The sequence below is a fragment of the Asanoa siamensis genome (genome assembly GCF_016862555.1).
GTDB lineage: Bacteria > Actinomycetota > Actinomycetes > Mycobacteriales > Micromonosporaceae > Asanoa > Asanoa siamensis.
The window spans coordinates 115374-138129 of sequence record NZ_BONE01000001.1 but is presented as its reverse complement, the minus strand read 5'-3'; the positions used below and the strand labels follow the sequence as shown (position 1 = coordinate 138129).

The following is a 22756-nucleotide window of genomic DNA, read 5'->3' as shown; positions in this document are numbered from 1 at the left end:
TTACTTGCCGCCCCATTCGCCGGGGTAGCCCGGCAGGTCGCTGCAGCCGCACATGGCGTAGTGCAGCGGGGGCATGCTCGGGTCCACGTACTGGCTCAGGTTGGCGTCCGTGATCGTCGGCTGCGGCAGCTTCCACGGGCTCGGCACCTGCTCGCCCTTGAGGATCTTCAAGGCGGCGATCACGGGGGTACGCCACTGGTAGGTCGGGTAGGTCGGGGCGACCGCCGTCAACTTGCGGTCCTGCCACATCCGCAGGAAGTCCTGCTGGTCCTCGCCGACGATGGCCGGGAACGGCTTGCCGGCGTCCTCGAACGCCTCCGCCGCCGCGACCGCCGTGGCGCCGGCGTCCATCCAGATGCCGTCGATCGTGCCGAAGCGCTGGAGGTAGTTGCTGACGATGGTCTTCGTCTTGGCCGCGTCGCCGTCGGTGAACTCGACGCCGACGACCTTGAGCTGCGACTTGTCGAACGCCACCTTGGCCGCGGCCCAGCGCGTCTCGAGCACGTCGACGCCCGGCAGGATGCGCAGCGCCAGCACGTTGCCGCCCGGCTTGACCTTCTCGGTCAGGAACTCGGCGCCGGCCGCGCCGAACGCGTACCCGCCGATGGGGTTGATGAACGTGACCGGGCACTTGGTGTTGACGCCGCGGTCGAAGACGATCACCGGCACCTTCGCGCACGCCTGCTCGACGGCGGGGGTCAGCGTCGCGGTCGTGTTGGGCGACACGATCAGCGCGTCACAGCCCTTGCCGAGCAGGTCGTTGATGTCGGAGATCTGCTTGTCGTCCTTGCTCTCCGCGTCGGCCACCTGGAACGACTTGAACTCCGGGTGCAGTTTGACCTCGGCCTGCATGTTCTTGAACCCGACCTGGCGCCACGGGTTGCCGACACCGGCGTTGGAGAAACACAGGTTGTAAGGCCCGGCCTTCTTGTATTTCGCGGTGTCCACGTTGGTCGGGTTGAGCGCCTGCTCCCACGGCTTGTCGGCCGGCCCGGAGGCGGTCGCCGTGCGTAACGCGATCTCGTTGTCGTAGTCGGCCTGGACGAAGAAGCTCGACGTCTCTCCGGTGCCGGCGCCCGCGTCCGCGGACGCGGTGGCGGCCGGGTTGCCGGCCGGCACGTCGCTGGAGCAGCCGGCCAGGACCATGGCCGTCCCGGCGAGCACCGCAACTGTTCTCTTGCGCAACTCTCCTCCTCGGTGGTGGGTCGTGCGTCAGGTGCGTGCCCGTAGCCCGCCGATGGCCACGGCAGCGAGGATGATCAGGCCCTGCACGGCGGACGCCAGCGCGCCCGCGACGCCGAGCAGGTTGAGCAGGGTCAACAGGGTCTGCAGGGTGAGCGCGCCGAGCATGGCGCCGACCACCGAGCCGCGGCCGCCACCGAGCACGACGCCGCCCAGCACCACCGCGGTGATCGCGGTGAACTCGAGGCCGACGCCGACCTGGAAGCTGACGCCGCCGAAGCCGCCGAGCAGGATGGCCGCCACCGCGGCGCAGCCACCGCTGATCACGAACGCGATCGTGCGGACGCCGGCGACCCGGCCGCCGGCCAGGCGGGCGGCGCGCGGGTTGTCGCCGACGGCGAGCAGGACCTTGCCGAAGTCGGCGCGCATCGCGAGGATCGCCAGGGTGCCGAGCACCAGCAGGATCAGCACCGCATAAGGGATCTCGCCCAGCCAGGGGACGCCCTCGATGCCGCGGCGGCCGAACATCCGGAACTCCTCGGAGAGCGCGCCACGGGGCGAGCCGCCCGTCCAGGTGTAGACCGCGCCGACCAGGATCAGGTACATGCCGAGCGTCGTGATGAACGACGGCACCAGCAGCAGCGTGGTGACCAGCCCGTTGACGAGGCCGACCAGCAGGCCGAAGGCCAGCACGACGGCGATCACCGGCCAGGTCGCCGCCGGATCGCCGTCGATCAGCCGGGCGGCGATCACCACCTCGGCGGTGACCAGCGAGCCGACCGACAGGTCGAAGTCGCCGGCGACGATCACGAAGTACTGGCCGGCGGCCAGGACGATCAGCGGCGCCGCCCGCTTGAGGAAGGCGAGCAGGGCCGGCGGGTCGTAGAAGTCGGGCTGGCGGATGCCGACCGCGACCAGCAGCACCAGCAGGATCGCGACGACGGGCCAGATGCTGCCCGCGCCCCAACGGCCCCGGCGTGACTGGCCGAGCGTGGCCGGGCCGGTCGGCGCGTCGGTCCGGGTCATGCCGCCACCGCCTTCCGGCGCAGGCGCAGCGCGTAGATCGCGACGGCCGCGACGATCACGACACCGCGGACCACCTGCTTGAAGAACGGGTCGACGGCGAGTTGGTTGAAGATGCCGTCGATGACCGCGAGCAGCAGCACGCCGCCGACCGTGCCCGCGACGCCGCCCTTGCCGCCGGCGAGCACCGCGCCGCCGAGCACCACCGCGGCGATCGACTCCAGGTCGTAGCCGCCCTCGGCGCCGACCCGCGGCGCGCCCGCGCCGAGCCGGCTGGCCAGGTAGAGGCCAGCGATGCCGGCACAGAGCGAGCAGATCATGTGGGTACGGATCAGCACCCAGTCGGTCCGGACGCCGGAGAGCCGCGCGACGTCGAGGTCGCCGCCCGTGGCGATCAGGTGGTGCCCGAACCGGCTGCGCTTGAGCACCACCCAGGCCACCGCGGCCACGCCGATGAACAGGAGGAACGACACCGGGATCGGGCCGATCCGGTCGTAGCCGAGATGCTGGAAGGAGACGGGCACCTGGCCCGCCGGGCCGGCGTACCCCTGCTCGAGATAGCCCTTGATCAGCAACCCGACGCCCAGCGTCGCGATGAACGCGTTGATCCGCAGCTTGGTGATCAGCAGGCCGTTGACCAGCCCGATCGCGCCCGAGACGGCGAGCACGGCGAGGATGGCCGGCAGGACCCGGCCGTCGCTGCCGGCCATCGTCTCGGCGGCGATCAGGGACGTCAGGCTGATGACGTACGCGACGGACAGGTCGAGCGACCCGGCCAGGATGGTGAACGTCTGCCCGACGGCGACGATGCCGAGGCCGGCGGCGCGCTGCAGCAGGCTGACCGTGCTGTTCTGGCCGAACAGCGACCCGCCGTCGGTGGCGACCAGGATGCCGCCGACGATCAGCGTGATGCCGAGCGCGACCCAGACGCCGTTGGTGGAGTCGATCCGCGGTGTTCGTCGCGTCGCGGCGAGGGCCGTCATGCGGAGACCTCGTGCGGTGTGCCGGTGGCCAGGCTCAGGACCGCCTCCTCGCTCGCGTCGCCGGGCAGCTCGCCGGCCAGCGCGCCGTCGCGCATGACGACGATCCGGTCGCTCATGCCGAGCAGCTCCGGTAGCTCCGACGAGATCATCAGGATCGCCGCGCCCTTCTCGGCCAGGTCGCGGATCAGCTCGTGGATCGCCGCCTTGGCGCCGACGTCGATGCCCCGGGTCGGCTCGTCGAAGAGCAGCACCCGCGGGCCCATCGCCAGCCAGCGGGCCAGCACCACCTTCTGCTGGTTGCCGCCGGAGAGGTAGCGGACCTCCTGGTCGGCGCCGGCCGCGTGCACCTCGACGGCGGCGAGCAGCTCCCGCACGGTGGTCGTGCGGGCCTTGTCGGGAAACCAGCGTGGTGTGGCGGCCCGGCTGGCCAGCAGCGCGTTGTCGAGCACCGACTGGCTCAGCGTCAGGCCCTCGCCCTTGCGGTCCTCGGTCACGTACGCGATGCCGGCCCGGACCGCCTGCCGCGGCGAGCGGGGCCGGACCGCCTTGCCGTCGAGGGTCATCCGGCCGGTGGTGAAGCCTTCGACGCCGAACAGCGCGCGGGCCAGCGCGGAGCGCCCGGAACCCTGCAGGCCGCCCACGCCGAGCACCTCGCCGGCCCGCAGCTCGAGGTCGAGCGGCTTGAGCCGGGCGTTGCCGCCGCCGGCGACCGAGACGACCGTCGGGCCCGCACCGGCGGCCTTGGGCGGGTAGTAGGTTGCCAGCTCGCGGCCGACCATGTGCCGCACCAGGCCCTCCGGCGTCGCGTCGGCCGTGTCCACAGTGGTCACCCGGCGGCCGTCCTTGAGCACCGTGATCCGGTCGGAGAGGTCGAACACCTCGGCCAGGCGGTGCGAGACGTAGAGGATGCCGATGCCGCGGGCCTGCAGGCGGCGGACGAGCGCGTAGAGCAACTCGACCTCGTGGTCGGCCAGCGCGGCGGTCGGCTCGTCCATGATCAGGATGCGGGCGTCCAGGGAGAGCGCCTTGACGATCTCGACCACCTGCTGCTGCGCGATGCCCAGATCGCGGACCCGGTCGTGGGGGCGGACCACCTCCGCGCCGACCGCGGCGAGGAGTTCGGCCGTGCGCGCCCGCATGGCCCGGCGGTCGACCAGCCCGCGGCGGGTCGGCTCGCGGCCGAGGAAGACGTTCTCGGCGACCGTGCGCTCGGGGAGGAGGTTGAACTCCTGGTGGATGATGCCCACGCCGGCGGCCTGGGCGGCGCGCGGGTCGGGCAGGGTGGCCGGTCGGCCGGCGATCGTCAGCGTGCCGGTGTCGGGCTGGTGGACGCCGGAGGCGATCTTCATCAGGGTCGACTTGCCGGCGCCGTTCTCGCCCACCACCGCGTGCACTTCGCCGGGATGTACGTCAATGTCCACATCGGACAATACGGGCACGCCGTAGAACGACTTGCCGACGCCGAGCATCGTCAGGAGCGCGTCCGGTGGTTCAGGTGAATCCATGGGTGATCACCAAAACTTTCGCTTGCCAGGCATGAGCTTTTGCTGAGCTGACCGAAAGCGCCGTTGGCGTCGCATCGTAAGCGGCCGAACACGGACGGATCAAGACCGTAACTCGCCGGAACCGATCACAGTTCGGCATTGATTCATTCCCATCCGCGATGGCGAGCCCGTTGACTCAAAACGGGGTCCCGGCGCAGACTCATGTGCGTCGATGCTCGATCGGCTCGACTCGCGCGTTTTTCGGCGGACGCGTTGCACGGCAAGCCTTCTGCACGCCCTCGCACGGCATCTCGAAGGAGACCCGCATGCGCCGCCGCAGACCTGTCCTCACCCTGCTCACCATCGCCGCCACCCTGCTCGGCCTGGGCATCGTCCAGGCACCCGCGCAGGCCGCGCCCGCCTTCCGGGCCCTGGTGTTCAGCGAGACCGCCGGCTACCGCCACGACTCGATCGCCGCCGGCGTCACGATGTTCAACCAGTTGGCGACGGCCAACAACTTCGAGGTGGTGTTCAGCGAGGACTCCACCGTGCTCAACACCGCCAACCTGAACACGTACGACGTGCTCGTGATGTTCCAGACCTCGGGCATGGTGTTCGACAACGACGCCCAGCGCACCGCGGTGCAGAACTACCTGCGGGCCGGCAACGGCATCGTGGCGATCCACAACGCGACCGACATGGGCATCGACACCACGTTCCCGTGGTGGGACCAGACGATCAACGGTGGCGCGCACATGCCGTCGCACTCGCCGGGTTCGTTGCAGGGGTTCGCGCGGGTCGCCGACAAGGCCCACCCGTCGACCGTGGGCCTGCCGGACAACTGGCAGCGCACCGAGGAGTGGTACAACTTCGACGTCAACGCCCGGGGCAACGTGCACGTGCTGGTCACCGCCGACGAGCGCACCTACAACCCCGGCTCCGACGCGATGGGCATCGACCACCCGATCTCCTGGTGCCGCGAGACCGAGGGCGGCAAGGTCTGGGCGACCGCGATGGGGCACGACATCGCCTCGTACAGCGAGACGAACTTCCGCAACCACATCCTCGGTGGCGTGCGGTACGCGGCCGGCAACCTGCCCGGCGACTGCGGCGGCACCGTCTGGGGCAACTTCGAGAAGGTCAGCCTCGACTCCAACACGGTCGACCCGATGGCCTTGGACATCGCGCCGGACGGCCGGGTCTTCTACGTGCAGCGGGCGGGCCAGATCAAGGTCTTCAAGCCGGCGCAGCAGAGCACGGTGACCGCGGGGACGTTGCCGGTCTACACCGGTGGCGAGGACGGGCTGGTCGGCATGGCGCTGGACCCGAACTTCGCGACCAACGGCTGGATCTATCTCTACTACTCGCCGTCCTCCTCGTCGACCGACGTCAACCGGTTGTCGCGGTTCACGGTCAGCGGCGACACGGTCAACCTGGCCAGCGAGGTCGTGCTGCTGTCGGTGCCCGCCTACCGCGACCGGACGTTCCCGGAGCCGGGGCACACCGGTGGCTACGTGGCGTTCGGGCCGAACGGCAACCTCTACCTGTCGACCGGTGACGACACGCCGCCGAACCTGGACCCGGCGTGGCAGGGCTACGCGCCGATCGACTGGCGGCCCGGCAAGTCCAACCTGGACGCCGCCCGCAGCGCGGGCAACACCAACGACCTGCGCGGCAAGATCCTGCGGATCCACCCGGAGAGCAACGGCACCTACACGATCCCGAGCGGCAACCTGTTCGCGCCCGGGACCGCGCAGACCCGGCCCGAGATCTACGCGATGGGCTTCCGGAACCCGTTCCGGTTCGAGGTCGACAAGCAGACCGGCTGGATCAACCTGGCCGACTACGGGCCGGACCGCGGGGCGCCGACCACCAACCGCGGGCCCGAGGGCCTGGTCGAGCTCAACGTGATCAAGCAGGCGGGCAACTTCGGCTGGCCGTTCTGCCACGGCAACAACCAGGCGTACGCGCCGTACAACCCCGACACCGGCGTGGTCGGCGCGAAGTTCAACTGCAACGCGCCGGTCAACGACTCACCCAACAACACCGGCCTGCGCGTGCTGCCGGCGTTGGTGCAACCCCAGATCTGGTACGGGTACGGCGCCTCGCCGCAGTTCCCGGAGATGGGCGCGGGCGGCGCGGCGCCGATGGGCGGCCCGGTCTACCGCTACAACGCGGCGAGCACGTCGACGACGAAGTTCCCGCCCTACTACAACGGCGTGCACTTCTTCTACGAGTGGGCCCGCAACTACGTGCAGGAGATCCACTTCGACGCGGCCGGCGGGCTGGTGAAGATCAACCCGTTCCTGCCCGGTGAGTTCTTCAACAAGCCGATGGCGATGCGCTTCGGGCCCGACGGGTCGCTCTACCTGCTCGAGTGGGGTGCCAACTTCGGTGGTGGCAACAACGACTCCGGGCTCTACCGGATCGACTACGTCAAGGGCGGCCGGGCGCCGGTCGCGGTGGCGACGGGCACGCCGACCAACGGCCTCGCGCCGTTGACCGTGCAGTTCTCCAGCGCCGGCACGCACGATCCCGACACGGGCGACTCGATCAGCTACGCCTGGGACTTCGAGAGCAACGGCAGCACCGACTCGACCGCTGCCAACCCGTCGAAGACGTACACCTCGAACGGGAACTATGTGGCGAAGTTGACCGTCACCGACAACACCGGGCGGTCCTCGTTCGCCAACGTGCCGATCACCGTCGGCAACAACGCGCCGGTCGTGACGATCACCGGGCCGCCGAACGGTGGGATGCTCGACTTCGGGCAGAACGTCTCCTACTCGGTGTCGGTGACCGACGCCCAGGACGGCGCGGTCAACTGCCAGCAGGTGTTCACCAACCCGGCGCTCGGGCACGACGACCACGAGCACGGCACGACCGACCTGCCCGGCTGCTCCGGCACGGTGTCGACCGGCAACCTCGGCGGGCACCCGGACGGCGCCAACCTGTTCTACGTGCTGAACGCGCGCTACCAGGACAACGGCAACGGGTCCGTGGCCCGGTTGACCGGCTACGCCAAGGCGATCCTGCAGCCCAAGCACAAGCAGGCGGAGTACTTCACGGGTCAGTCCGGCACCCGGATCGTCGCGCAGTCCGGCGCGGAGAGCGGCGGGCGGATCGGCGACATCAGCAACAACGACTGGATCATGTTCGACCCGATGAGCCTGCAGGGGATCAACACGGTCAGCTACCGCGTCTCGTCGCCGACCGGTGGCGGCAGCATCGAGTTGCGGGCCGACTCGCCGACGGGCACGCTGCTGGCCACCAACCCGGTCGCGGCGACCGGCGGCTGGGACACCTACGTGCAGCAGGCTGCGGTCAACGTCGCGGCGCTGTCGGGCACGCACAAGCTCTACATGGTGTTCAAGACCAGTGTGGCCAACAACTTCGACGTCGACTCGTTCACCTTCGGCGGCAACGGGGTCGGCACCGCCCCGGCCGGCGGCATCGCCGGGCGGACCTGGACGCTGACCGCGCAGCACAGCGGCAAGCTGGCCGACGTCAGCGGGCAGTCGACGGCGGACAACGCGGTCGTGCACCAGTGGGCGTCCACCGGCGGGGCCAACCAGCGCTGGCAGGCGGTGGACGCGGGCAGCGGCAACGTCACGCTGCGCGCCGTCCACAGTGGCAAGTGCCTGGCGGTGTCCGGCGGATCCTCCGCCGACGCGGCCGCGTTGGTGCAGCTGACCTGCACGAACGCGGCGAACCAGGCGTGGACGCCGGTGGCCGTCTCGTCCGGGGTCTACCAGTTCCGGGCGGTGCACAGCGGCAAGTGCCTGGACGTCAACGGCAACTCGACGGCCGACGGCGCGGCGTTGATCCAGTGGCCCTGCCACACGGCCACGAACCAGCAGTGGCGCCTGACCCAGCAGTGACCGGAGCGGGGGACCCTCGTCGACGCGAGGGTCCCCCGCGCGGCCCTCAGTAGGGCGCCCGCGCCCTGTCGCGCAGGCCGGGCGTGATGGGCATGTCCAGGCGGATCGGCTCGGTCGTCGGGGCGGCGAAGCCCGCGGCGGCCAGGCCGACCGGCTCGGCCGGCTTCGGGGCCGTCAGCGTCGCCGGTCCGTCGCCGTCGAACTCCTCGGTGGTCATCGCCTGCAGCGCGACCGTCGCCATCGCCGTCATCGTGACCGCGGCGACCAGGGCCACGGCGACGATCAGGCCGAGCGGGCGTACGCCCTCGACCGTGGCCAGGCCTGTCAGGTCGAGCCGGACACCGACCGCGGCCATCGCGGTGTAGTGCATGCCGCAGACGCCGGCGGCCATCAGCGCGGCCGCGCCCGTCATCGGCAGCCGGCCGTCGACCGTCACGCTGAACCAGAGCGCGGCGGTGGCCGCCACGACCGCGATCAGCGCCGACAGCGCGACGAGTTGCGGCTGGTGGACGATCTCGCCGGCCACGTCGACCGCGGCCATGCCCGTGTAGTGCATGCCGAGCAGGCCCGCGCCGGTGGCGGCGCCCGCGCGCAGGATCTGCGCGGTGGTGGGCTCGCGGCGGCCGACGAGGAACAGGCCGACACCGGCGGCGGCGAGCGAGAGCGCGAGGCTGGCCGCGGTCAGGCCCGGGCTGTAGCGCACCGGGCTGTTGACCACGTCGAAGCCGAGCATGGCGGTGAAGTGCGCCAGCCAGAAACCGGCGCCGCCGATCGCGACGGTCGCGATGGTCAGCCACTTGATCCGGGCGGCGCCCTCGGGCAGGTTCCGCGCGCGGGCGGTGCAGTAGAGCCCGATCAAGGCTCCGATCACGGAGACCGCGTACGCGAAGCCGGGGTTGAGCCAGCCGTGGGTGAAGTGGTGGACCTCTGCCATGCGGGAAGTCAGCCAGGTGGTTAACGTGGACTGTCGCACATCTCGTCCGTCACTCACCCGATCGAGGTGGCTTGCGTTAGATGTCCTTTTGGCCCGTTGACCGGCTGAAGCGCCCGCGCATACGGTCGCTCGGCGTGAGAAGACGCATCAGACGACACCGCTGGCCGATCGTGGCGGTGGCGGCAACAGCCGCGATCATCGCCCTGGCCGGCACGCTCTCGGCGCACGCCGACCGGTCACCCGCGAGTTCCGGCGGCGCGGACGGGCGCACCGGCACCGGCTGGAGCGACGCCGAGGGCGGTTGGTCGGAGCCCGCGGCCCCGCCGACCGGGACGTCGTCGACCACGCGGCCCGCGGAGAAGGGGCCGGCACGGTTCGTGACGCTGCCGCCGGGGTCCACGTTGCCGTCGGGGGCGCAGTGCGCGACCTGGGTGCGGGCGGCGCCGTCGGCGGAGAACAAGGGCATGAACCTGATGGCGAACGCGCGTACGGGCCACCGGATCGGCGGCGACATCTTCACCGACGAGCGCGCGGACGCCCAGATCGCGACGCGGGTCGACGGTGCCTTCACCGGGTCCACGAAGGACGTGCTGCGCTGGGCGGCCTGCAAGTGGGGCGTCGACCAGGACCTGGTCTTCGCCCAGGCGGCGGTCGAGAGTTGGTGGCGGCAGACCGTCTACGGCGACTACACGCGCGACGGCGCGCGCTGCGCGCCGGGTCACGGGCTGGGCGTCGACGGGCGCCCCGGCGAGTGCCCGGAGAGCTTCGGCATCCTGCAGGACCGGCACCCCTACCAGAAGTCGGCGTGGCCGGGCGTGGCCCGCTCGACGGCGATGAACGCGGACCTGGCGTACGCGATCTGGCGGGGCTGTTTCGAGGGGTACGAGGGTTGGCTCAACGGCGAGGAGCGGGTGGGCACCTACGAGGCGGGCGACCAGTGGGGTTGTGTCGGCCGGTGGTTCAGCGGCCGGTGGCGGACGGCCGACAGCGAGGACTACATCGGCAAGGTCCAGGACTACCTCGACCGCCGCATCTGGGAAACGCGCGACTTCCAGCAGCCCTGATCACCGGCGCGGCTCAGGCGCAGGCGGAGGTGATCTTGTCGGCGACGCCCGTCAGGGCGTCCTTGGCGGCGTTGACCGGGGTGTTGTCGGCCGGGTCGGCGATCTTCCGGACCGTGGCCGCGCCCTCGGTCAGCGCCGCCCGCACGTCGGCCTCGACCGGCTCGCCGGCGAACTCCGTCAGCTTGTCGGACCAGGCGGTCAGCGTGGTGCGGAACTCCTCCTCCGCCGCCGCGAGCTTGGCCTCGTCACCCTCGACCGCGAGCTCGAGCAGCTTCGACACCCCGGGCTCGAACGCGGCCGCGCCGTCCTTGCTGATCCGCACGGCCTCCGCACAGGCCGACGCGGTTTCCGCGGCGTCGGCGGCGCCGGCGGCGGACGGAGCCGGCGCGCCCGTGCCCGCGTCGTCGGAGCCGCACGCGGCCAGGGCCAGCGCGAAGGCGGATGCGGCGGCAGCGACCACGAAGCGGCGCACGGCGAGGGCTCCCTACGGACATCGATGGACGGCGAGCGACCGAACGATAGCGGACCACCGTCGGGCTCGCTGCCCGCGTCAGTAGGTGAACTCGGCGCTCTTCGCCTCGCCGCGGATCGCGGTCCCGTCGTCGTCGTACACGCGCCAGCTCTGGACCAGCACGTAGCGCTTGCCGCGGGACGGTTTCAGCTCGACCGGGCCGCAGGTCCGCTCGGACATCTCCGGCGCGAAGCGCAGCGCCTGGCACGTGTGCGCCTCGCCGACCTGCCGCCCGGCGGTGTCCTTCAGGGTCAGGGTGATGTCGGCGGTCACGCTCTTCGAGCGCAGCCCGCCCGAGATGCGGATGCCCGGGCCCGTCGCGAAGCAGGTGTTCGAGAACGCCGGCTGCAGGAACTTCCACTGGTAGCCCGTGCACTGCGCCTGGCCGTACGCCGTCGGCAGCGGTGCGACCTTCGCCTCCCGGCCGTCCGGCTCCTCGTCGCGGGCCGGCACGGGCTTGACCATCCGGTTGGCGGTCAGCCCGGCCGCCGCGGTCTCCACAGGTGCCGCGGCGCGGTTCTGCTTGGTGCCCTTGGTCTTCGTCGACGCGCCCGGTGAGGCGGTGGGCCGGCTAACCTCCGCCTGGCTGCGGTCACCCGGGCCCGGCCACTCGAGCGCGACGAGCGCCACCGCGATCAGCACGAAGGCGGTGGCCACGGTGGTGATGGCGTGCCAGGCCGGTACGCGCCGGCGCTGCGTGGGGATCCGGGGCCGGGTGTGCGGCGACTGCATGGGCAGCCGGGGCGGCCTGGGCAGCGCGGGTGCGGCGCCGAGCCGGACGGCCACCGCGCGCAGCGCCTCGCCCAGCGCGTCCGCCGACGGCCGGCGCGCGGGGTTCCTGTCCACACAGGACGCGATCAGCCGCCAGAGCACGTCCGGCATGCCGGGGTTGCGGCGCGGGCGCGTCTCCACGTGCCGGCGGAACACCGAGCGCGGGGTGTGCCCGCCGTACGGTGGCCGGCCGGTGAGTAGCTCGTAGAGCACCATGCCGAACGCGTACACGTCGGAGCCCGGCGACGGCCGGCCGCCGTTGATCACCTCGGGCGCGAGGTAGTTCGGCGTGCCGAGCAGCGCCCCGGTGGTGGTCAGCGGCGGCGCGTCGACGACCCGGGCGATGCCGAAGTCGGTCAGCCGTACGCCCGGCGCGGTGTCGAGGGCATCCGCGTTCCGGACCAGGATGTTGTCGGGCTTGAGGTCGCGGTGCACCACGCCGAGCCGGTGCGCGTGCGAGAGCCCGTCGGCGACCTCGGCCATCACCGTCGCCGCCTCGGCCGGGGTCAACGGCCCGTTGGCCCGCAGCACGTCGCGCATGCTGCCGCCGGGCACGAGCTCCATCACCAGGCCCAGCGACTCGCCGATCGTGAGCAGCTCGCGGACCGGCACGATGCTGTCGTGCTCGAGCGCGGCCAGGATCGCGCGCTCCTGCACGAACCGCGTCACCGCTTTCGGCTGCGGCACCAGCTCCTCGCGGAGCAGCTTGATCGCGACCTGTTCGCCGGTGGCCTGGCTGTGCGCGCGCCATACGGTGCCGCTGGCGCCGCTGCCGATCTGTTCGACCAGCTCGTAGCAGCCGCCGACCACGCGTGCGCAGGGTTTGCCTGGCGCGGGGACGGGCTCGGGTGCTGGCGCGGGGACAGGCTTGGGCGTCTTCGGGGGTTCGGACGTCACCGGACAGTCATACTCGTCTAAGACCTGGTATGCCGGAACACACCCGAAAGGCCGGATTGGAATCCCCTGATCGGAGGACGGCTAACCAGTGATGATGTTGACCGCGATGGCCAGCACGATCGCGTTGTAGAAGAAGCTGATCACGCTGTGCATCATCACGTGATAGCGCGCCGCCCGCCCCTGCACCTCCACGTCGGACGCCGCGAACGAGACACCGACGGTCACCGCGAAATACAGGAAGTCGATCAGCCGGGGGTACGGGCACTTCGGGAACCGCCACCCGCTCAGTTGCGCGTAGAACCGGGCGTACCCGACCTGCAGCAGCAGCCACGCCGTGAAGGTGACGAACGCGCCGAGCCCCTGCACGAGCCCGCTGTAGTCGCTGTTCTCGTCGACCGCGAGCACGTCGAGCGAGGCCCCGAGGCCCGTGATGCTCGCCGCCGCCGTGAAGAAGAAGCTGAACCGGCGCCCGGTCAGCCGCGCGTTGACCCCGGTGGCCGGCGGTGCCGGCACGTTCGGGTCGGCCACCCGCTCCCGGCGCACCCGCACCGTGCCGACCAGCAGGTAGCCGAACGCAAGTAGGCCCCAGAACAGCAGGAACAGCACGACGTTGGGCTCGCTCTCGCTGCCCACGACGGTGAACAGCAACCCGCCGACGGCGAGGACGAACTCGACCAGGCGCGCGATCAGCGTGCCGGCCACCCCCACACCCGCCTAACGCGCGGGCCGGTGCGCGGTTGCGCCGGCTTCCCATTTGTCCAAGCACCTGGTTGCGGGCATCGATACGGTCTGTCACATGACCACAGACACCGAGACCGGGCCGGAGCGCAACACCCGGCCCGCCGACTACCCGGCGGCGATCGTCCCGATGCTCGCGTACGAGGACGGCGTGGCGGCCATCGACTTCCTGCGCACGGCGTTCGGCTTCGCCGAGCGGATGCGGCTCACCTCGGACGACGGCTCGATCGGCCATGCCGAACTGGCCCTCGGCGACGCGGTGGTCGCGCTGGCCACGCCGCCGGGCATCGGCTACGAGAGCCCGAAGAGCCACCGCGCCCACTGCGCGTCCGCGATGCGCTGGACGGAGCAGCCGTGGGTCGTGAACGGCACCCTGATCTACGTCGACGACGTCGACGCCCACGCGGCCCGCGCCCGGGCGGCCGGCGCCCGGCTGCTCAGCGAGCCCGCGGACCAGCCGTACGGCGTGCGCAGCTACCGGGTCGAGGACCTGGAGGGCCACCGCTGGATGTTCAGCCAGCACCTGCGGGACACCCGGCCCGAGGAGTGGGGCGCGACGACATCCGCCGGGTGACACGCCGATCGCCGATGCCATCACCAATACGATCGTTGGTACTGTCCCCGGCATGACCGCGGCGATTTCCATCACCCTCGACGACGATCTCGCCCAGGCGCTGAACTCCGCGGTGGGTGGCGGCAACCGGTCCGCGCTGGTCTCGGACGCCATCCGCGAATACCTGGACCGCCGCAACATCGCCGCCGCCAGGTCCTGGCACGCGTCGCTGGAGGGCGACGACGCCGCGGCCCTGGCCGCCTTCGACGCGACATGGTGACCCGCGGCGAGGTCTGCGACTACACGATCGGCAGCCGGCGGGTCCGGGTGCTGGTGGTCAGCGCGAGCACCTTCGGCGCCGACTATCCGGTGATCGTGCTCATCCACGACCGGGCCGACGGCGACGTGCCGGGCATCCTGCTGCCGCTGCCCCAGGACATCGCCGGTGGCGGCACCATCGACCTGTCCCGCATCCGCCATGCCGATCCGGCGGCCTTCGGCCACCGGCACGCCCGCGTGTCGGCCGGCCTGATGAGCCAGGTCGACCAGGGCCTGCGCCGCCTGCTGGGCCTCTAGCGCAGGGCCGGTGTGTTCGCGAGCCGACGGAAGGCGTCCGCGGTCGGCGAGCCCGGCTCCGCGCAGTAGACGATCATGCGCTGGTCGCTGTCGCTGATGTGCAGGACCTGGCACTCGAACTCCAGCGGGCCGACCGCCGAGTGGTCGACCCGCTTGCGCACGCCGACGCGGCGGTGAAGGCCAGCGCGTCCTCGTCGCCCCAGTGGGGGTCGTCGGCCGACCGGCGGAACATCCAGCGGATCATGTTGCGGTCCGCCGCCGGGTGCGCCGACCGGTCACCGATGAAGCGCGTGGCCAGGTCGTTCCAGGCGAGCAGGTCGTACTTCGCGTCGACAACGTACGCCGGCGTGAGCGGCATGCTGTCGAGCAGGTAGCGGACCGCGGGCAACAGCTCGTGGCTCGGCCCGACCAGCACCGGTGGCACCTCGCCGGCCATCCGGAACAGATACTCCCGCTCGTCGCGGGTCAGCAGCAGGGCCCGCGCCAGGGCGGCGAGCACCTGCCGGGACGGCTGCGGGCCACGGCCCTGCTCCAGCCGGATGTAGTAGTCGATCGACATGCCGGCGAGCTCGGCGACCTCCTGCCGGCGCAGGCCGGGTGTGCGCCGCGGCCCGGTGCCGTAGCCGCCCGGCAGGCCGACGTCGACGGGGCGCAGACGCTCGCGGCGGCTGCGCAGGAACGCGGCGAGTTCGGATCGGTTGACCGTCACCGCTCAAGCCTGCCTCGCCCGGCAGCGGCGTGGGTGGTACAGCGTGGCCGGGCCGCGGCCGGACAGTTGCCGGGCGCCAGGTTCGTCCGGCTCGACGTGACCGACGCGGCCACGGTCGAGGCGGCGGCCGCGCTGGTGGAGGCCGAGTTCGGCCGGCTCGACGTGCTGGTCAACAACGCCGGCATCGTGCGGGCCGACGGCACCGCGGAGCCGAGCGCGACCACGATCGGCACGCTCCGGGAGGTCTTCGAGACCAACGTGTACGGCGTCGTCACGGTCACCAACGCGATGCTGCCGCTGCTGCGCCGGGCGCCGGCCGCGCGGATCGTCAACGTGTCCAGCGAGGTCGGCTCCATCTCCTCGTTGACCGATCCGGCGAGCCCGCTGTACGCGCTGACCTCCGTGCCGTACCCGGCCTCGAAGGCGGCGCTGAACATGATCACCGCGATGTACGCCAAGGAACTGCGGGACACCGCGATCAAGGTCAACGCGGCGAACCCGGGCTACACGGCGACCGACTTCAACGGCCACCACGGCTTCCGTACGCCCGAACAGGCCGCGGCGGTCTGCGCGCACCTCGCGACGCTGCCCGCCGACGGACCGTCGGGGCTGCTCTGGGGGCACCTCATCTCGGTTGACGGCGATCACAACGGGGTTCTCGCCTGGTGATCCGGGGTATCCGGAAGGGGTGGAAACCTTCGTCTTCAACGCGTGGTCGTGGCGCACCCCTGCCCTCGGGGGCGGCCACGACCAGACAACCCCGGATTTCGGCCCCGACGACTCCGACCAGACGGTCTCCGCCGAGCGGGACGGTGGCGGACCCGGCTTCTCGCTCGACCTCACCGGCTACGCGGTGCACGCCGTCGACGGCGAGATCGGCAAGGTCGAGCAGGCCGGCGCCGCGGACCTGGTGGTCGACACCGGCCCGTGGATCTTCGGCCGCCAGGTGCTGCTGCCGGCCGGCGTCGTCGACCGGGTCGACCACCAGTCCCGGACCGTGCACGTCGACCGCACCAAGGAACAGATCAAGGAAGCTCCCGAGCACGCGGACGCGGCCGACTACCGGGACCGCCTGGCCCACTACTACCGGGACACCTACCACTGAGGGCCGTCAGTAGCCGAGCCCGACGACGTGGCCGACCGTACGCGGGTCGCCGAGCGCGACCATGATCGCGTCGGCCAGGTCGGCGCGGGACAACCGGATCCCGCCGCGGACGTTGCGGTCGACCGCGGTCCGGTAGGGCTTGCGCGCTCCGTCGGTGAGTTGCGGGGGCCGCAACACGGTCCACCCCAGTCCACTGCCGAACACGATGTCCTCCGTCCGCGCGAAGTCGGCGAACTGCTTCTTCAGGAACGTGTTGCCGATCAGCGGCTTGAACAGGTAGCGGGTGAACGGCCCGTCGCCGTCGTCCCGCACGTGCCCGCTGCCGGTGACCACCAGCAGCCGCGCGGCGGGGTTGTCGGCGGTCAGCGCGGCGACGACGGCCGCCGCGCCGCGTGAGCAGACGGTGGTCTCGGCCCCGGGCCGCGGCCCCAGCGCGTCGACGACCGCGTCCCGACCGGTGACCGCGGGCCCGATCGCGGCGGGGTCGAACGCGTCGGCGGCGACCACCTCGAGCCGCGGGTCGGCGCCGACGGTGAGCCGCGCCGGGTCACGCACCACCGCGGTGACGTGATGCCCGGCGTCGAGCGCCCGCCGCACGACGTGACCACCTGTCCCACCGGTCGCACCCAGAACGGTGAGTTTCATGATTCCCGCCTCTCCTGCTGGTTAGTAAACGCTCACTCACCACTAGGATGGTGAGTGCTTACTAACCTGTCAAGGGGGCAGCACGTGGGAACCAGGGACGTGATCCTCGACGCCGCCGCGACGGTCATCCGCACCCGCGGCATGGCCAACGCGACGACCCGCGAGATCGCGAAGGCGGCGGGCTACTCGGAGGCCACGCTCTACAAGCACTTCACGGGCAAGGTGGAGTTGCTGGTGGCGGTGCTGCGCGAACGCTCACCGGGCTTCGCCCACCTGGCCCGCGCGATGGGGGACGACGACGCCGACCTGACCACGGGCCTGACCGCCATCGCCACGGCCGCGATTGCCTTCTACACCGACAACTTCCCGATGTTGGCCTCGATCTTCTCGGACCCGTCGATCCTGGCGGCCCACAACGCGGGCCTCCGCGAGGTCGGCGCGGGCCCGCACAGGGTCAACGAGGCGGTGGTCGACTACCTCCGCCACCACCAGGAACGCGGCACGATCCGCCGGGACGCGGACCTCTACGCGGCCGCCGGCCTGCTCGTCGGCGCCTGCTTCCAACACGCGTTCCTGGGCCACATGAACTGGTCGGACCGCCGACCGGACCGGGAAGCGGCCGCCGGCTTCGCCGCGATGACCACCGCCGCGCTGCGCTAGACGGTCAGGTCTGTTTCCAGTCGTGGTCGCCCCAGCCGTCCTGGGCTTCGTGGTAGCCGCGGAAGATGTCCGCGACCTCCGCGCGTGAGGTGACGTCGCAGCGGAAATGGAGGTTAGGGTCGCCCTCGCGGCGTTCGACCCGGAACGGGCCGGCCGGGTTGTCGGCGGCCGCTCGCAGGAAGTTGTCGCCGTCCAGGTCGAGGATCAGGACGTCGAGCCCGTTGCCGAGGCGGCCGACGTGCGTCTCGACGTCGAGGGCGGACGGCTGCGGGATCGGGCGCCCGGGTGATCGCTTCAGGGTCAGCTTCGGGGCCCGCAGCCGGAACGCGGCCAGCGGCACCCGGGCCGCGTCGGGCATCCCAGCCGGTGGGTTGCCCTCGACGACGAACCCGCACAGCGCCGCCAGTGCGTCCTCGCCGAGCTCCAGCGGATGGAACGGCAGCGGATAGGGCTCCTCGTCGTCCTCGACCGGGCGCAGCCCGGCCCAGTACGGCTCCTCGAACGGCAGCCGGGCACCCTCGTCCTCGACGATTCCCTGGTCAGGGTTCAGGCACAGCGCGCGTTCGAGCTTCCCGTCCGTGTCCCAGACCGCGAAGCCGAGGAAGTCCGAGGCGCTGTGCATCGAGTGCAGGATCACCCGCCGGCCGGCGCCCTCGGCCAGCCAACCCGGCCGGAGGGAACCGGGCTGGAGCTCGCCGAGCTGTGCTGAGCAGATGACGGTGAGTCCCGGAAACACGCCGGCGTAGAGGATCCCGTCCGGCGGGTTGACGTGCCGGTCCAGGGTGCCGTCGTCGACCGCCTCGAACGCCAGCCCGGGCAGCAGGCGCCGCACCAGTGCCTCGGTCGCGGTGCGATCGGGCGCGACCGCGTGCCGCAGCGCCTGGGCCGCGTCGCCGTCGGCGTACATCAGCAACGCTGTCTTGGCGCCCATGCGCGGACACGCTACGGCAACGGTGCCGCGCGCGACCGCCCGTCGCTGGTGGCCAGGTCCCGTTGTGCCAGCCAGCGGGTGTACTCGACCCGGTCCAGCGGGTTGCCGTCCGTGCGGGCGCGGCGAGGCGGGCGGCCGCCCTCGACCGGGCGGTCGCCCGCCGGGGTCGAGGTCCAGAGTCCCTCGCCGTTGGTCAGGTCAGGCAGCCGGCGTTGCGCCTGCGTGACCACGCGGGCCGGGATCGAGCCGGTCACCCGCCACGTGTCGCCGGCCGGCAGCGTCTCGGTCACCCGGCCGCCGAGCTGGGCCAGGGCGCCCGTGACCGGGCCCAGGGACGGGCCGGGCACGTCGGCCTCGAACTGGTGGCACGGCTCGAAGACCCGGGTGCCGGCCCGTGCCAGCGCCTGCATCAGCACGTGCGGCGTGAGGTCGCGGAAGTGGCCGGCCACCGTGATCGGCGACCAGTAGCCGCTCTGCGTCAGCGTCACCCGCACGTCGGTCACCGGCCAGCCGTGCAGGCCCTGTTCGAGCGTGCGCAGAACAGAATCCTCGATCGCCTTGTGGTACGCCAGCGGCAGGGAGCCGAGCTCGACCTCGAGGTCGTACTCGATGCCGGTGCCGGGACCGACGCGGAGGCCGACCGTGCCGAAGAAGCCGTTGCCGATGATCTCCAAGGCGTCGCCGACGCCGGTCGGGCGCTCGAGGTGAACGAGTTGGCTGGGCGCGAACTCGGCGGTGATGCCGTGGTTCGCGGCCAGCGTCGCCGCGATCACCTCCTTCTGCACCTCGCCGTAGAGCAGCACGCCGGTGTCGCCGGACGCCGTCACCCGGGTGTGGATCAGCGGGTCCTCGTCGGCCATCCGGAGCAGGGCCGCGTGCAGGTCGGACGCCGGGCCGCCGTCGCGTCTGCGGACCACGGTCTCCAGACCCGGGCGCGGGAAGTGGGTGCCCTGCTCCAGGCCGCCGGACGAGCCGACCTGGTCACCGATCCGGGCGGCGGGCAGGCCGTGCAGCGCCGCGATGTAGCCGGCGGTCAGCGTGGTCGCATCCGGGTCGCCGGTCACCGTGACCTTGGTGAGCTGCGCGCGGTGGGTCTCGACGCGCCCGTCGGCGGTGCGCCGGTAGACGGGGACGCGCTGGCGGACGGTGAGCGTGCCGCCGTACGAGCGGGCGTAGGCCACCTTGGTCCCGCCCGGGTCGCGGCTGATCGCGAAGATCCGGGCGCGGATGGTGGGCTCGGCCTCCGGCGAGGGCGGAAGCAGGTCGCCGATGGCGTCGAGCAGCTCCGGCACGCCGGTGCCGGAGAGGGCGGACCCGAACAGCAGGGGATGTACGAGCCCGGCGGCGGTCTGGGCCCGCAGCGCGGCCCGCAACACGGGCGCGGGCACGGGCCGATCCTCGACATAGGCGGCCAGCAACGCCTCGTCGTTGTCGGCCAACACCGGCAGCCAGCCGGCCGTCGGGAGGTCGATGAAGCGGGCCGCGGCAGTGCCGATTGCGTCGACGGTGCCGAGTGGGGCGATCGACGGTGTGAGCAGGCGGCGGATGTCGGCCAGCAACGCCGCCTCGCGGGCGCCGACCCGGTCGATCTTGTTCACGAACAGCAGGGTCGGCAGGCCCATCGCGCGGCAGGTGCGCATCAGCAGCCGGGTGTGCGGCTGCACGCCCTCGACCGCGGAGAGCACCAGGACCGCGGCGTCGAGCACGCCGAGTGCCCGTTCGACCTCGGCCATGAAGTCGCGATGTCCGGGTGTGTCGATCAGGTTGACCTGGCGGTCGCGGGTGCGGAACGCGGTGACCGCCGAGCGGATGGTGATGCCCCGACGCCGCTCGAGGTCGCCGGTGTCGGTCTGGGTGGTGCCCGCGTCGACGCTGCCGAGCCGGTCGATCACCCCGGTGTCGAACAGCAGTCGCTCGGTCAGGCTGGTCTTACCGGCGTCGACATGCGCCAGAATCCCGATGTTGACGGTATGCACAGGCGGAGGCGTCCTCGAAAACTCGCACGGATGGGCGGAAGTTTTCGCTGCCTCGCATTGCCTCGCTCCTGTCGCCGACGCCGGTGGACCCGCTCAGGATCGCAGGCCCAGCCGGCCCCGACCACCGATTTATCCCTGGTCGGCCACCCAGGCGCCGGTCAGGCCGCGGAAGTGCGCGACGAACCGGTCGTGCTCGTGCTCCGGGTACGTGGCCCGCACCGTCTCCACGAGCAGCGTGTCGAACTCCGGCGAGCGCACCCACTCGTAGACGAGGTCGTCGACGTGGGCGAGCCGCGACGCGCAGAAGTCCGCGTACCGCTCCGTCTCGAAGTATTCGTCGGTGAGCTTCCGATAGAGGGCCAGCTTCTCCCGGTACGAGAGGTCGGTGCGGTCGGCGATCTCGAAGTACTGCCGGGTGTTGAGGTCGACGTGGAACCGCCGGCCCGTCACGACGCAGAACGTCGTCCACCGCAGCAGGGCCTTCATCGCCCACGGGAAGTAGTAGTGCAGCGACGTCAGCGCGACGTCCGGACAGGCGTTGGCGTAGTCGATCGGGTGCACCTCGGTGCCGCGGACCAGCGACTCGCACGAGTTGAACTCCCAGCCGAAGAACGCGTTGACGAGCCGCGAGATCGTGATCACCTCGTCGCCGGTGTCGGCGTCGAGGAAACCGTGCTCCACCGCGTACCGGTCATGCATCGGAAGTTCCGGCCGGAACTTCATCACCATCGTCTCGGGCCCGATCGACAGGGATCGGGCGAACACGTCGTAGCCCTCGACGGCCTGCTGGAGGTGCATCAGCCGCTCACCGGAGGCGTCGTAGGCGGCATGCAGCTCGGCGCCGTCACGGATCTTGGAGACGCCGACCCAGGCGCCGCCGTCGTACGGCTTCATGAACAGCGGATAGCCCAGCTCCTCGGCCACCGAGTCGAGGTCGAACGCCTGGTTGTAGCGGGCGGCGGTGTAGGCCCAGCGCGAGTTCTCGAGCGGGTGCTTGTAGGGCACCAGCACGGTCTCGGGCACCTTGAGGCCGAGCCGCATCATCGCGCAGTAAGCGGCGTGCTTCTCCATGGACTGGAAGGTGAACGGACTGTTGAGCAGGTAGACGCCGTCCATCATGGACACCTTCTTGAGCCACTCGCGCGGGTGGTAGTACCAGTACGCGAGCCGGTCGATGACCAGCGAGTGGCGTGGCTTGTCGCGCAGGTTGAACGGCTCGATGGTGACCCGGGTCGTCTTCAGCCGATGCTTGCGCCCCGAGCCGTCGACGACCGGCCCGAGCCGGTCGACCAGCGTCTCGTAGGCGCGCGGCCAGTCGTCCTCCGTGCCCAGCAACAGCCCGATGATGTGTTCGACGTCGGCCACGTGCCGCCTCCCTCAACAAAAACGTGGCAGGTGATGTGCCCACTGCGCGCGCCACGACGGCCAGTCGTGCGGCACGTCGTGTCCCCACAGGTCCAGCTCGTGCTTGATCCCCTTCTCCGCGAGCAGGCCGGCCACCCGCCGCGTCGACGCGAGCGCGCCGGTCGTGTCCTCCCACTGCCCCTGGCCGCAGACCAGCAGCACCGACAGCCGCGAGCGCAGCCAGTCGAGATGGTCGCCGTGCAGGTTCGCGAGGTAGTCGACCGGGGTGTTGAAGTAGGTCGCCTCGCCGCGGTCGCCCCAGCCGTGCCAGGCCGCCGGGTCGTAGTTGCCCGAGAAGCACATCGCCAGCGGGAACAGGTCGGCCCGCTTGCAGGCGAAGTTGAGCGCGTGGAAGGCGCCCATCGAGCAGCCCGTCACGATGATGTCGGCCGCCTCGCCCTGGTCCTGGTGGATGAACGGGACCACCTGGTCCACGATCCAGGACTCGAACGCGCCGTGCTTGCGGGCGCGTTCCTCGAGCGGCAGGTCGCGGGCCGCCCACGAGGCCGCGTCGTACGAGTCGACGCAGAAGAGCTTCACCCGGCCCGCGTCGACGAGGTCGGCGACGGCACCGACCATCCCGTTGCCGGCGAAGTCGCTCGCGCGGCCCTGCTCGGACGGGAACACCAGCACGGGGCGGCCGAAGTGGCCGTACCGGACCACGGAGCCGGCCGTGCCGATGGCCGGGGAGAACAGCTCGACCCAGTGTTCCCGCACGCGCGCTCCTCT

The 22756-nt window shown here is 71.4% G+C and carries 23 protein-coding genes; 8 read left to right on the top strand and 15 right to left on the bottom strand.

Features of this window, described 5'->3' with window-relative positions:
* The 4 genes from Asi02nite_RS00590 to Asi02nite_RS00575 are packed head-to-tail and all read right to left on the bottom strand — an operon-like array spanning window position 1 to window position 4693.
* Complete coding sequence (locus tag Asi02nite_RS00590) at window positions 1-1185, bottom strand: substrate-binding domain-containing protein (protein WP_239126374.1); 1185 nt, start codon at window positions 1183-1185, stop codon at window positions 1-3.
* Window positions 1186-1212: 27 nt separating this feature from the next.
* A complete protein-coding gene (locus Asi02nite_RS00585; protein WP_203710063.1) occupies window positions 1213-2208 on the bottom strand; it encodes an ABC transporter permease in 996 nt (331 codons plus the stop codon).
* Window positions 2205-3188 carry an ABC transporter permease gene (locus tag Asi02nite_RS00580; protein ID WP_203710062.1) on the bottom strand — a complete coding sequence of 328 codons (984 nt, stop codon included), beginning with the start codon at window positions 3186-3188 and terminating at the stop codon, window positions 2205-2207. The genes Asi02nite_RS00585 and Asi02nite_RS00580 overlap by 4 nt, the downstream gene beginning before the upstream one ends.
* Window positions 3185-4693, bottom strand: a complete 1509-nt coding sequence (locus tag Asi02nite_RS00575; protein ID WP_203710061.1) for a sugar ABC transporter ATP-binding protein — start codon at window positions 4691-4693, stop codon at window positions 3185-3187. Before Asi02nite_RS00575 ends, Asi02nite_RS00580 begins: the two co-directional genes overlap by 4 nt.
* 305 nt (window positions 4694-4998) lie before the next feature.
* Here Asi02nite_RS00575 and Asi02nite_RS00570 point away from each other — a divergent pair, with 305 nt between their 5' ends.
* Window positions 4999-8553 (top strand): ThuA domain-containing protein, encoded by a 3555-nt coding sequence (locus Asi02nite_RS00570; RefSeq protein ID WP_203710060.1) that lies wholly within the window; start codon window positions 4999-5001, stop codon window positions 8551-8553.
* Between the two features lie 46 nt (window positions 8554-8599).
* Here Asi02nite_RS00570 and Asi02nite_RS00565 read toward each other — a convergent pair whose 3' ends face one another.
* Window positions 8600-9487 (bottom strand): MHYT domain-containing protein, encoded by an 888-nt coding sequence (locus Asi02nite_RS00565; protein WP_203710059.1) that lies wholly within the window; start codon window positions 9485-9487, stop codon window positions 8600-8602.
* 134 nt (window positions 9488-9621) lie between these two features.
* On the opposite strand from Asi02nite_RS00565, the gene Asi02nite_RS00560 reads away from it, so the two are divergent.
* On the top strand, window positions 9622-10551 hold the full coding sequence (locus Asi02nite_RS00560; protein WP_203710058.1) for a hypothetical protein: 930 nt from the start codon (window positions 9622-9624) through the stop codon (window positions 10549-10551).
* 13 nt (window positions 10552-10564) lie between these two features.
* Here the strand turns inward: Asi02nite_RS00560 and Asi02nite_RS00555 are convergent, their stop codons facing one another.
* The 3 genes from Asi02nite_RS00555 to Asi02nite_RS00545 form a co-directional block, all read right to left on the bottom strand.
* The gene (locus tag Asi02nite_RS00555) at window positions 10565-11023 is read right to left on the bottom strand and encodes a hypothetical protein (protein WP_203710057.1); all 459 of its coding nucleotides are present in this window, start codon (window positions 11021-11023) and stop codon (window positions 10565-10567) included.
* Between the two features lie 78 nt (window positions 11024-11101).
* Window positions 11102-12643: a serine/threonine-protein kinase gene (locus tag Asi02nite_RS00550; RefSeq protein WP_203710056.1), complete on the bottom strand. Its 1542-nt coding sequence runs from the start codon at window positions 12641-12643 to the stop codon at window positions 11102-11104.
* Window positions 12644-12811: 168 nt separating this feature from the next.
* Window positions 12812-13432: a DUF1345 domain-containing protein gene (locus Asi02nite_RS00545; RefSeq protein WP_203710055.1), complete on the bottom strand. Its 621-nt coding sequence runs from the start codon at window positions 13430-13432 to the stop codon at window positions 12812-12814.
* 94 nt (window positions 13433-13526) lie between these two features.
* On the opposite strand from Asi02nite_RS00545, the gene Asi02nite_RS00540 reads away from it, so the two are divergent.
* Genes Asi02nite_RS00540 through Asi02nite_RS00530 form a run of 3 tightly spaced genes read left to right on the top strand, consistent with a single transcriptional unit; the run spans window position 13527 to window position 14597 of the window.
* On the top strand, window positions 13527-14042 hold the full coding sequence (locus Asi02nite_RS00540; protein ID WP_203710054.1) for a VOC family protein: 516 nt from the start codon (window positions 13527-13529) through the stop codon (window positions 14040-14042).
* A gap of 52 nt (window positions 14043-14094) precedes the next feature.
* On the top strand, window positions 14095-14301 hold the full coding sequence (locus Asi02nite_RS00535; protein WP_203710053.1) for a ribbon-helix-helix domain-containing protein: 207 nt from the start codon (window positions 14095-14097) through the stop codon (window positions 14299-14301).
* The gene (locus Asi02nite_RS00530; RefSeq protein ID WP_203710052.1) at window positions 14295-14597 is read left to right on the top strand and encodes a putative type II toxin-antitoxin system PemK/MazF family toxin; all 303 of its coding nucleotides are present in this window, start codon (window positions 14295-14297) and stop codon (window positions 14595-14597) included. Before Asi02nite_RS00535 ends, Asi02nite_RS00530 begins: the two co-directional genes overlap by 7 nt.
* Here Asi02nite_RS00530 and Asi02nite_RS41350 read toward each other — a convergent pair.
* On the bottom strand, window positions 14594-14722 hold the full coding sequence (locus Asi02nite_RS41350) for an MmyB family transcriptional regulator (protein WP_239126394.1): 129 nt from the start codon (window positions 14720-14722) through the stop codon (window positions 14594-14596). The genes Asi02nite_RS00530 and Asi02nite_RS41350 overlap by 4 nt on opposite strands.
* A complete protein-coding gene (locus tag Asi02nite_RS00525) occupies window positions 14671-15306 on the bottom strand; it encodes a helix-turn-helix transcriptional regulator (RefSeq protein WP_239126373.1) in 636 nt (211 codons plus the stop codon). The genes Asi02nite_RS41350 and Asi02nite_RS00525 overlap by 52 nt, the downstream gene beginning before the upstream one ends.
* Before the next feature lie 33 nt (window positions 15307-15339).
* Between Asi02nite_RS00525 and Asi02nite_RS00520 the strand changes: the two genes are divergently transcribed.
* Entirely contained in the window at window positions 15340-15975 is a 636-nt protein-coding gene (locus tag Asi02nite_RS00520; protein WP_239126372.1) for an SDR family NAD(P)-dependent oxidoreductase, read from the top strand.
* A 19-nt stretch (window positions 15976-15994) separates the two neighbouring features.
* On the top strand, window positions 15995-16411 hold the full coding sequence (locus tag Asi02nite_RS00515; protein WP_203710051.1) for a PRC-barrel domain containing protein: 417 nt from the start codon (window positions 15995-15997) through the stop codon (window positions 16409-16411).
* Between the two features lie 6 nt (window positions 16412-16417).
* On the opposite strand, the gene Asi02nite_RS00510 is transcribed toward Asi02nite_RS00515, so the two are convergent.
* Entirely contained in the window at window positions 16418-17056 is a 639-nt protein-coding gene (locus Asi02nite_RS00510; protein ID WP_203710050.1) for an NAD(P)-dependent oxidoreductase, read from the bottom strand.
* A gap of 84 nt (window positions 17057-17140) precedes the next feature.
* On the opposite strand from Asi02nite_RS00510, the gene Asi02nite_RS00505 reads away from it, so the two are divergent.
* Window positions 17141-17716 carry a TetR/AcrR family transcriptional regulator gene (locus Asi02nite_RS00505; RefSeq protein ID WP_203710049.1) on the top strand — a complete coding sequence of 192 codons (576 nt, stop codon included), beginning with the start codon at window positions 17141-17143 and terminating at the stop codon, window positions 17714-17716.
* 4 nt (window positions 17717-17720) lie between these two features.
* Here Asi02nite_RS00505 and Asi02nite_RS00500 read toward each other — a convergent pair whose 3' ends face one another.
* The 4 genes from Asi02nite_RS00500 to Asi02nite_RS00485 all read right to left on the bottom strand — a co-directional run bounded on the left by Asi02nite_RS00500 (window position 17721) and on the right by Asi02nite_RS00485 (window position 22744).
* The gene (locus Asi02nite_RS00500) at window positions 17721-18647 is read right to left on the bottom strand and encodes a DUF6928 family protein (RefSeq protein WP_203710048.1); all 927 of its coding nucleotides are present in this window, start codon (window positions 18645-18647) and stop codon (window positions 17721-17723) included.
* Between the two features lie 11 nt (window positions 18648-18658).
* Window positions 18659-20623 (bottom strand): elongation factor G, encoded by a 1965-nt coding sequence (locus Asi02nite_RS00495; RefSeq protein ID WP_203710047.1) that lies wholly within the window; start codon window positions 20621-20623, stop codon window positions 18659-18661.
* 129 nt (window positions 20624-20752) lie between these two features.
* Window positions 20753-21988 (bottom strand): ATP-grasp domain-containing protein, encoded by a 1236-nt coding sequence (locus tag Asi02nite_RS00490; protein WP_203710046.1) that lies wholly within the window; start codon window positions 21986-21988, stop codon window positions 20753-20755.
* 12 nt (window positions 21989-22000) lie between these two features.
* Window positions 22001-22744, bottom strand: coding sequence for an esterase family protein (locus Asi02nite_RS00485; protein WP_203710045.1), 744 nt, complete (start codon window positions 22742-22744; stop codon window positions 22001-22003).
* Window positions 22745-22756: the final 12 nt, after the last annotated feature.

What these genes read in the sequence shown, in the direction of transcription:
- Asi02nite_RS00585 (WP_203710063.1), bottom strand. Translation starts at nt 2,208, where the DNA reads ATGACCCGGACCGACGCGCCGACCGGCCCGGCCACGCTCGGCCAGTCA.
- Asi02nite_RS00580 (WP_203710062.1), bottom strand. Translation starts at nt 3,188, where the DNA reads ATGACGGCCCTCGCCGCGACGCGACGAACACCGCGGATCGACTCCACC.
- Asi02nite_RS00575 (WP_203710061.1), bottom strand. Translation starts at nt 4,693, where the DNA reads ATGGATTCACCTGAACCACCGGACGCGCTCCTGACGATGCTCGGCGTC.
- Asi02nite_RS00570 (WP_203710060.1), top strand. Translation starts at nt 4,999, where the DNA reads ATGCGCCGCCGCAGACCTGTCCTCACCCTGCTCACCATCGCCGCCACC.
- Asi02nite_RS00565 (WP_203710059.1), bottom strand. Translation starts at nt 9,487, where the DNA reads ATGGCAGAGGTCCACCACTTCACCCACGGCTGGCTCAACCCCGGCTTC.
- Asi02nite_RS00540 (WP_203710054.1), top strand. Translation starts at nt 13,527, where the DNA reads ATGACCACAGACACCGAGACCGGGCCGGAGCGCAACACCCGGCCCGCC.
- Asi02nite_RS00535 (WP_203710053.1), top strand. Translation starts at nt 14,095, where the DNA reads ATGACCGCGGCGATTTCCATCACCCTCGACGACGATCTCGCCCAGGCG.
- Asi02nite_RS00530 (WP_203710052.1), top strand. Translation starts at nt 14,295, where the DNA reads ATGGTGACCCGCGGCGAGGTCTGCGACTACACGATCGGCAGCCGGCGG.
- Asi02nite_RS00510 (WP_203710050.1), bottom strand. Translation starts at nt 17,056, where the DNA reads ATGAAACTCACCGTTCTGGGTGCGACCGGTGGGACAGGTGGTCACGTC.
- Asi02nite_RS00500 (WP_203710048.1), bottom strand. Translation starts at nt 18,647, where the DNA reads ATGGGCGCCAAGACAGCGTTGCTGATGTACGCCGACGGCGACGCGGCC.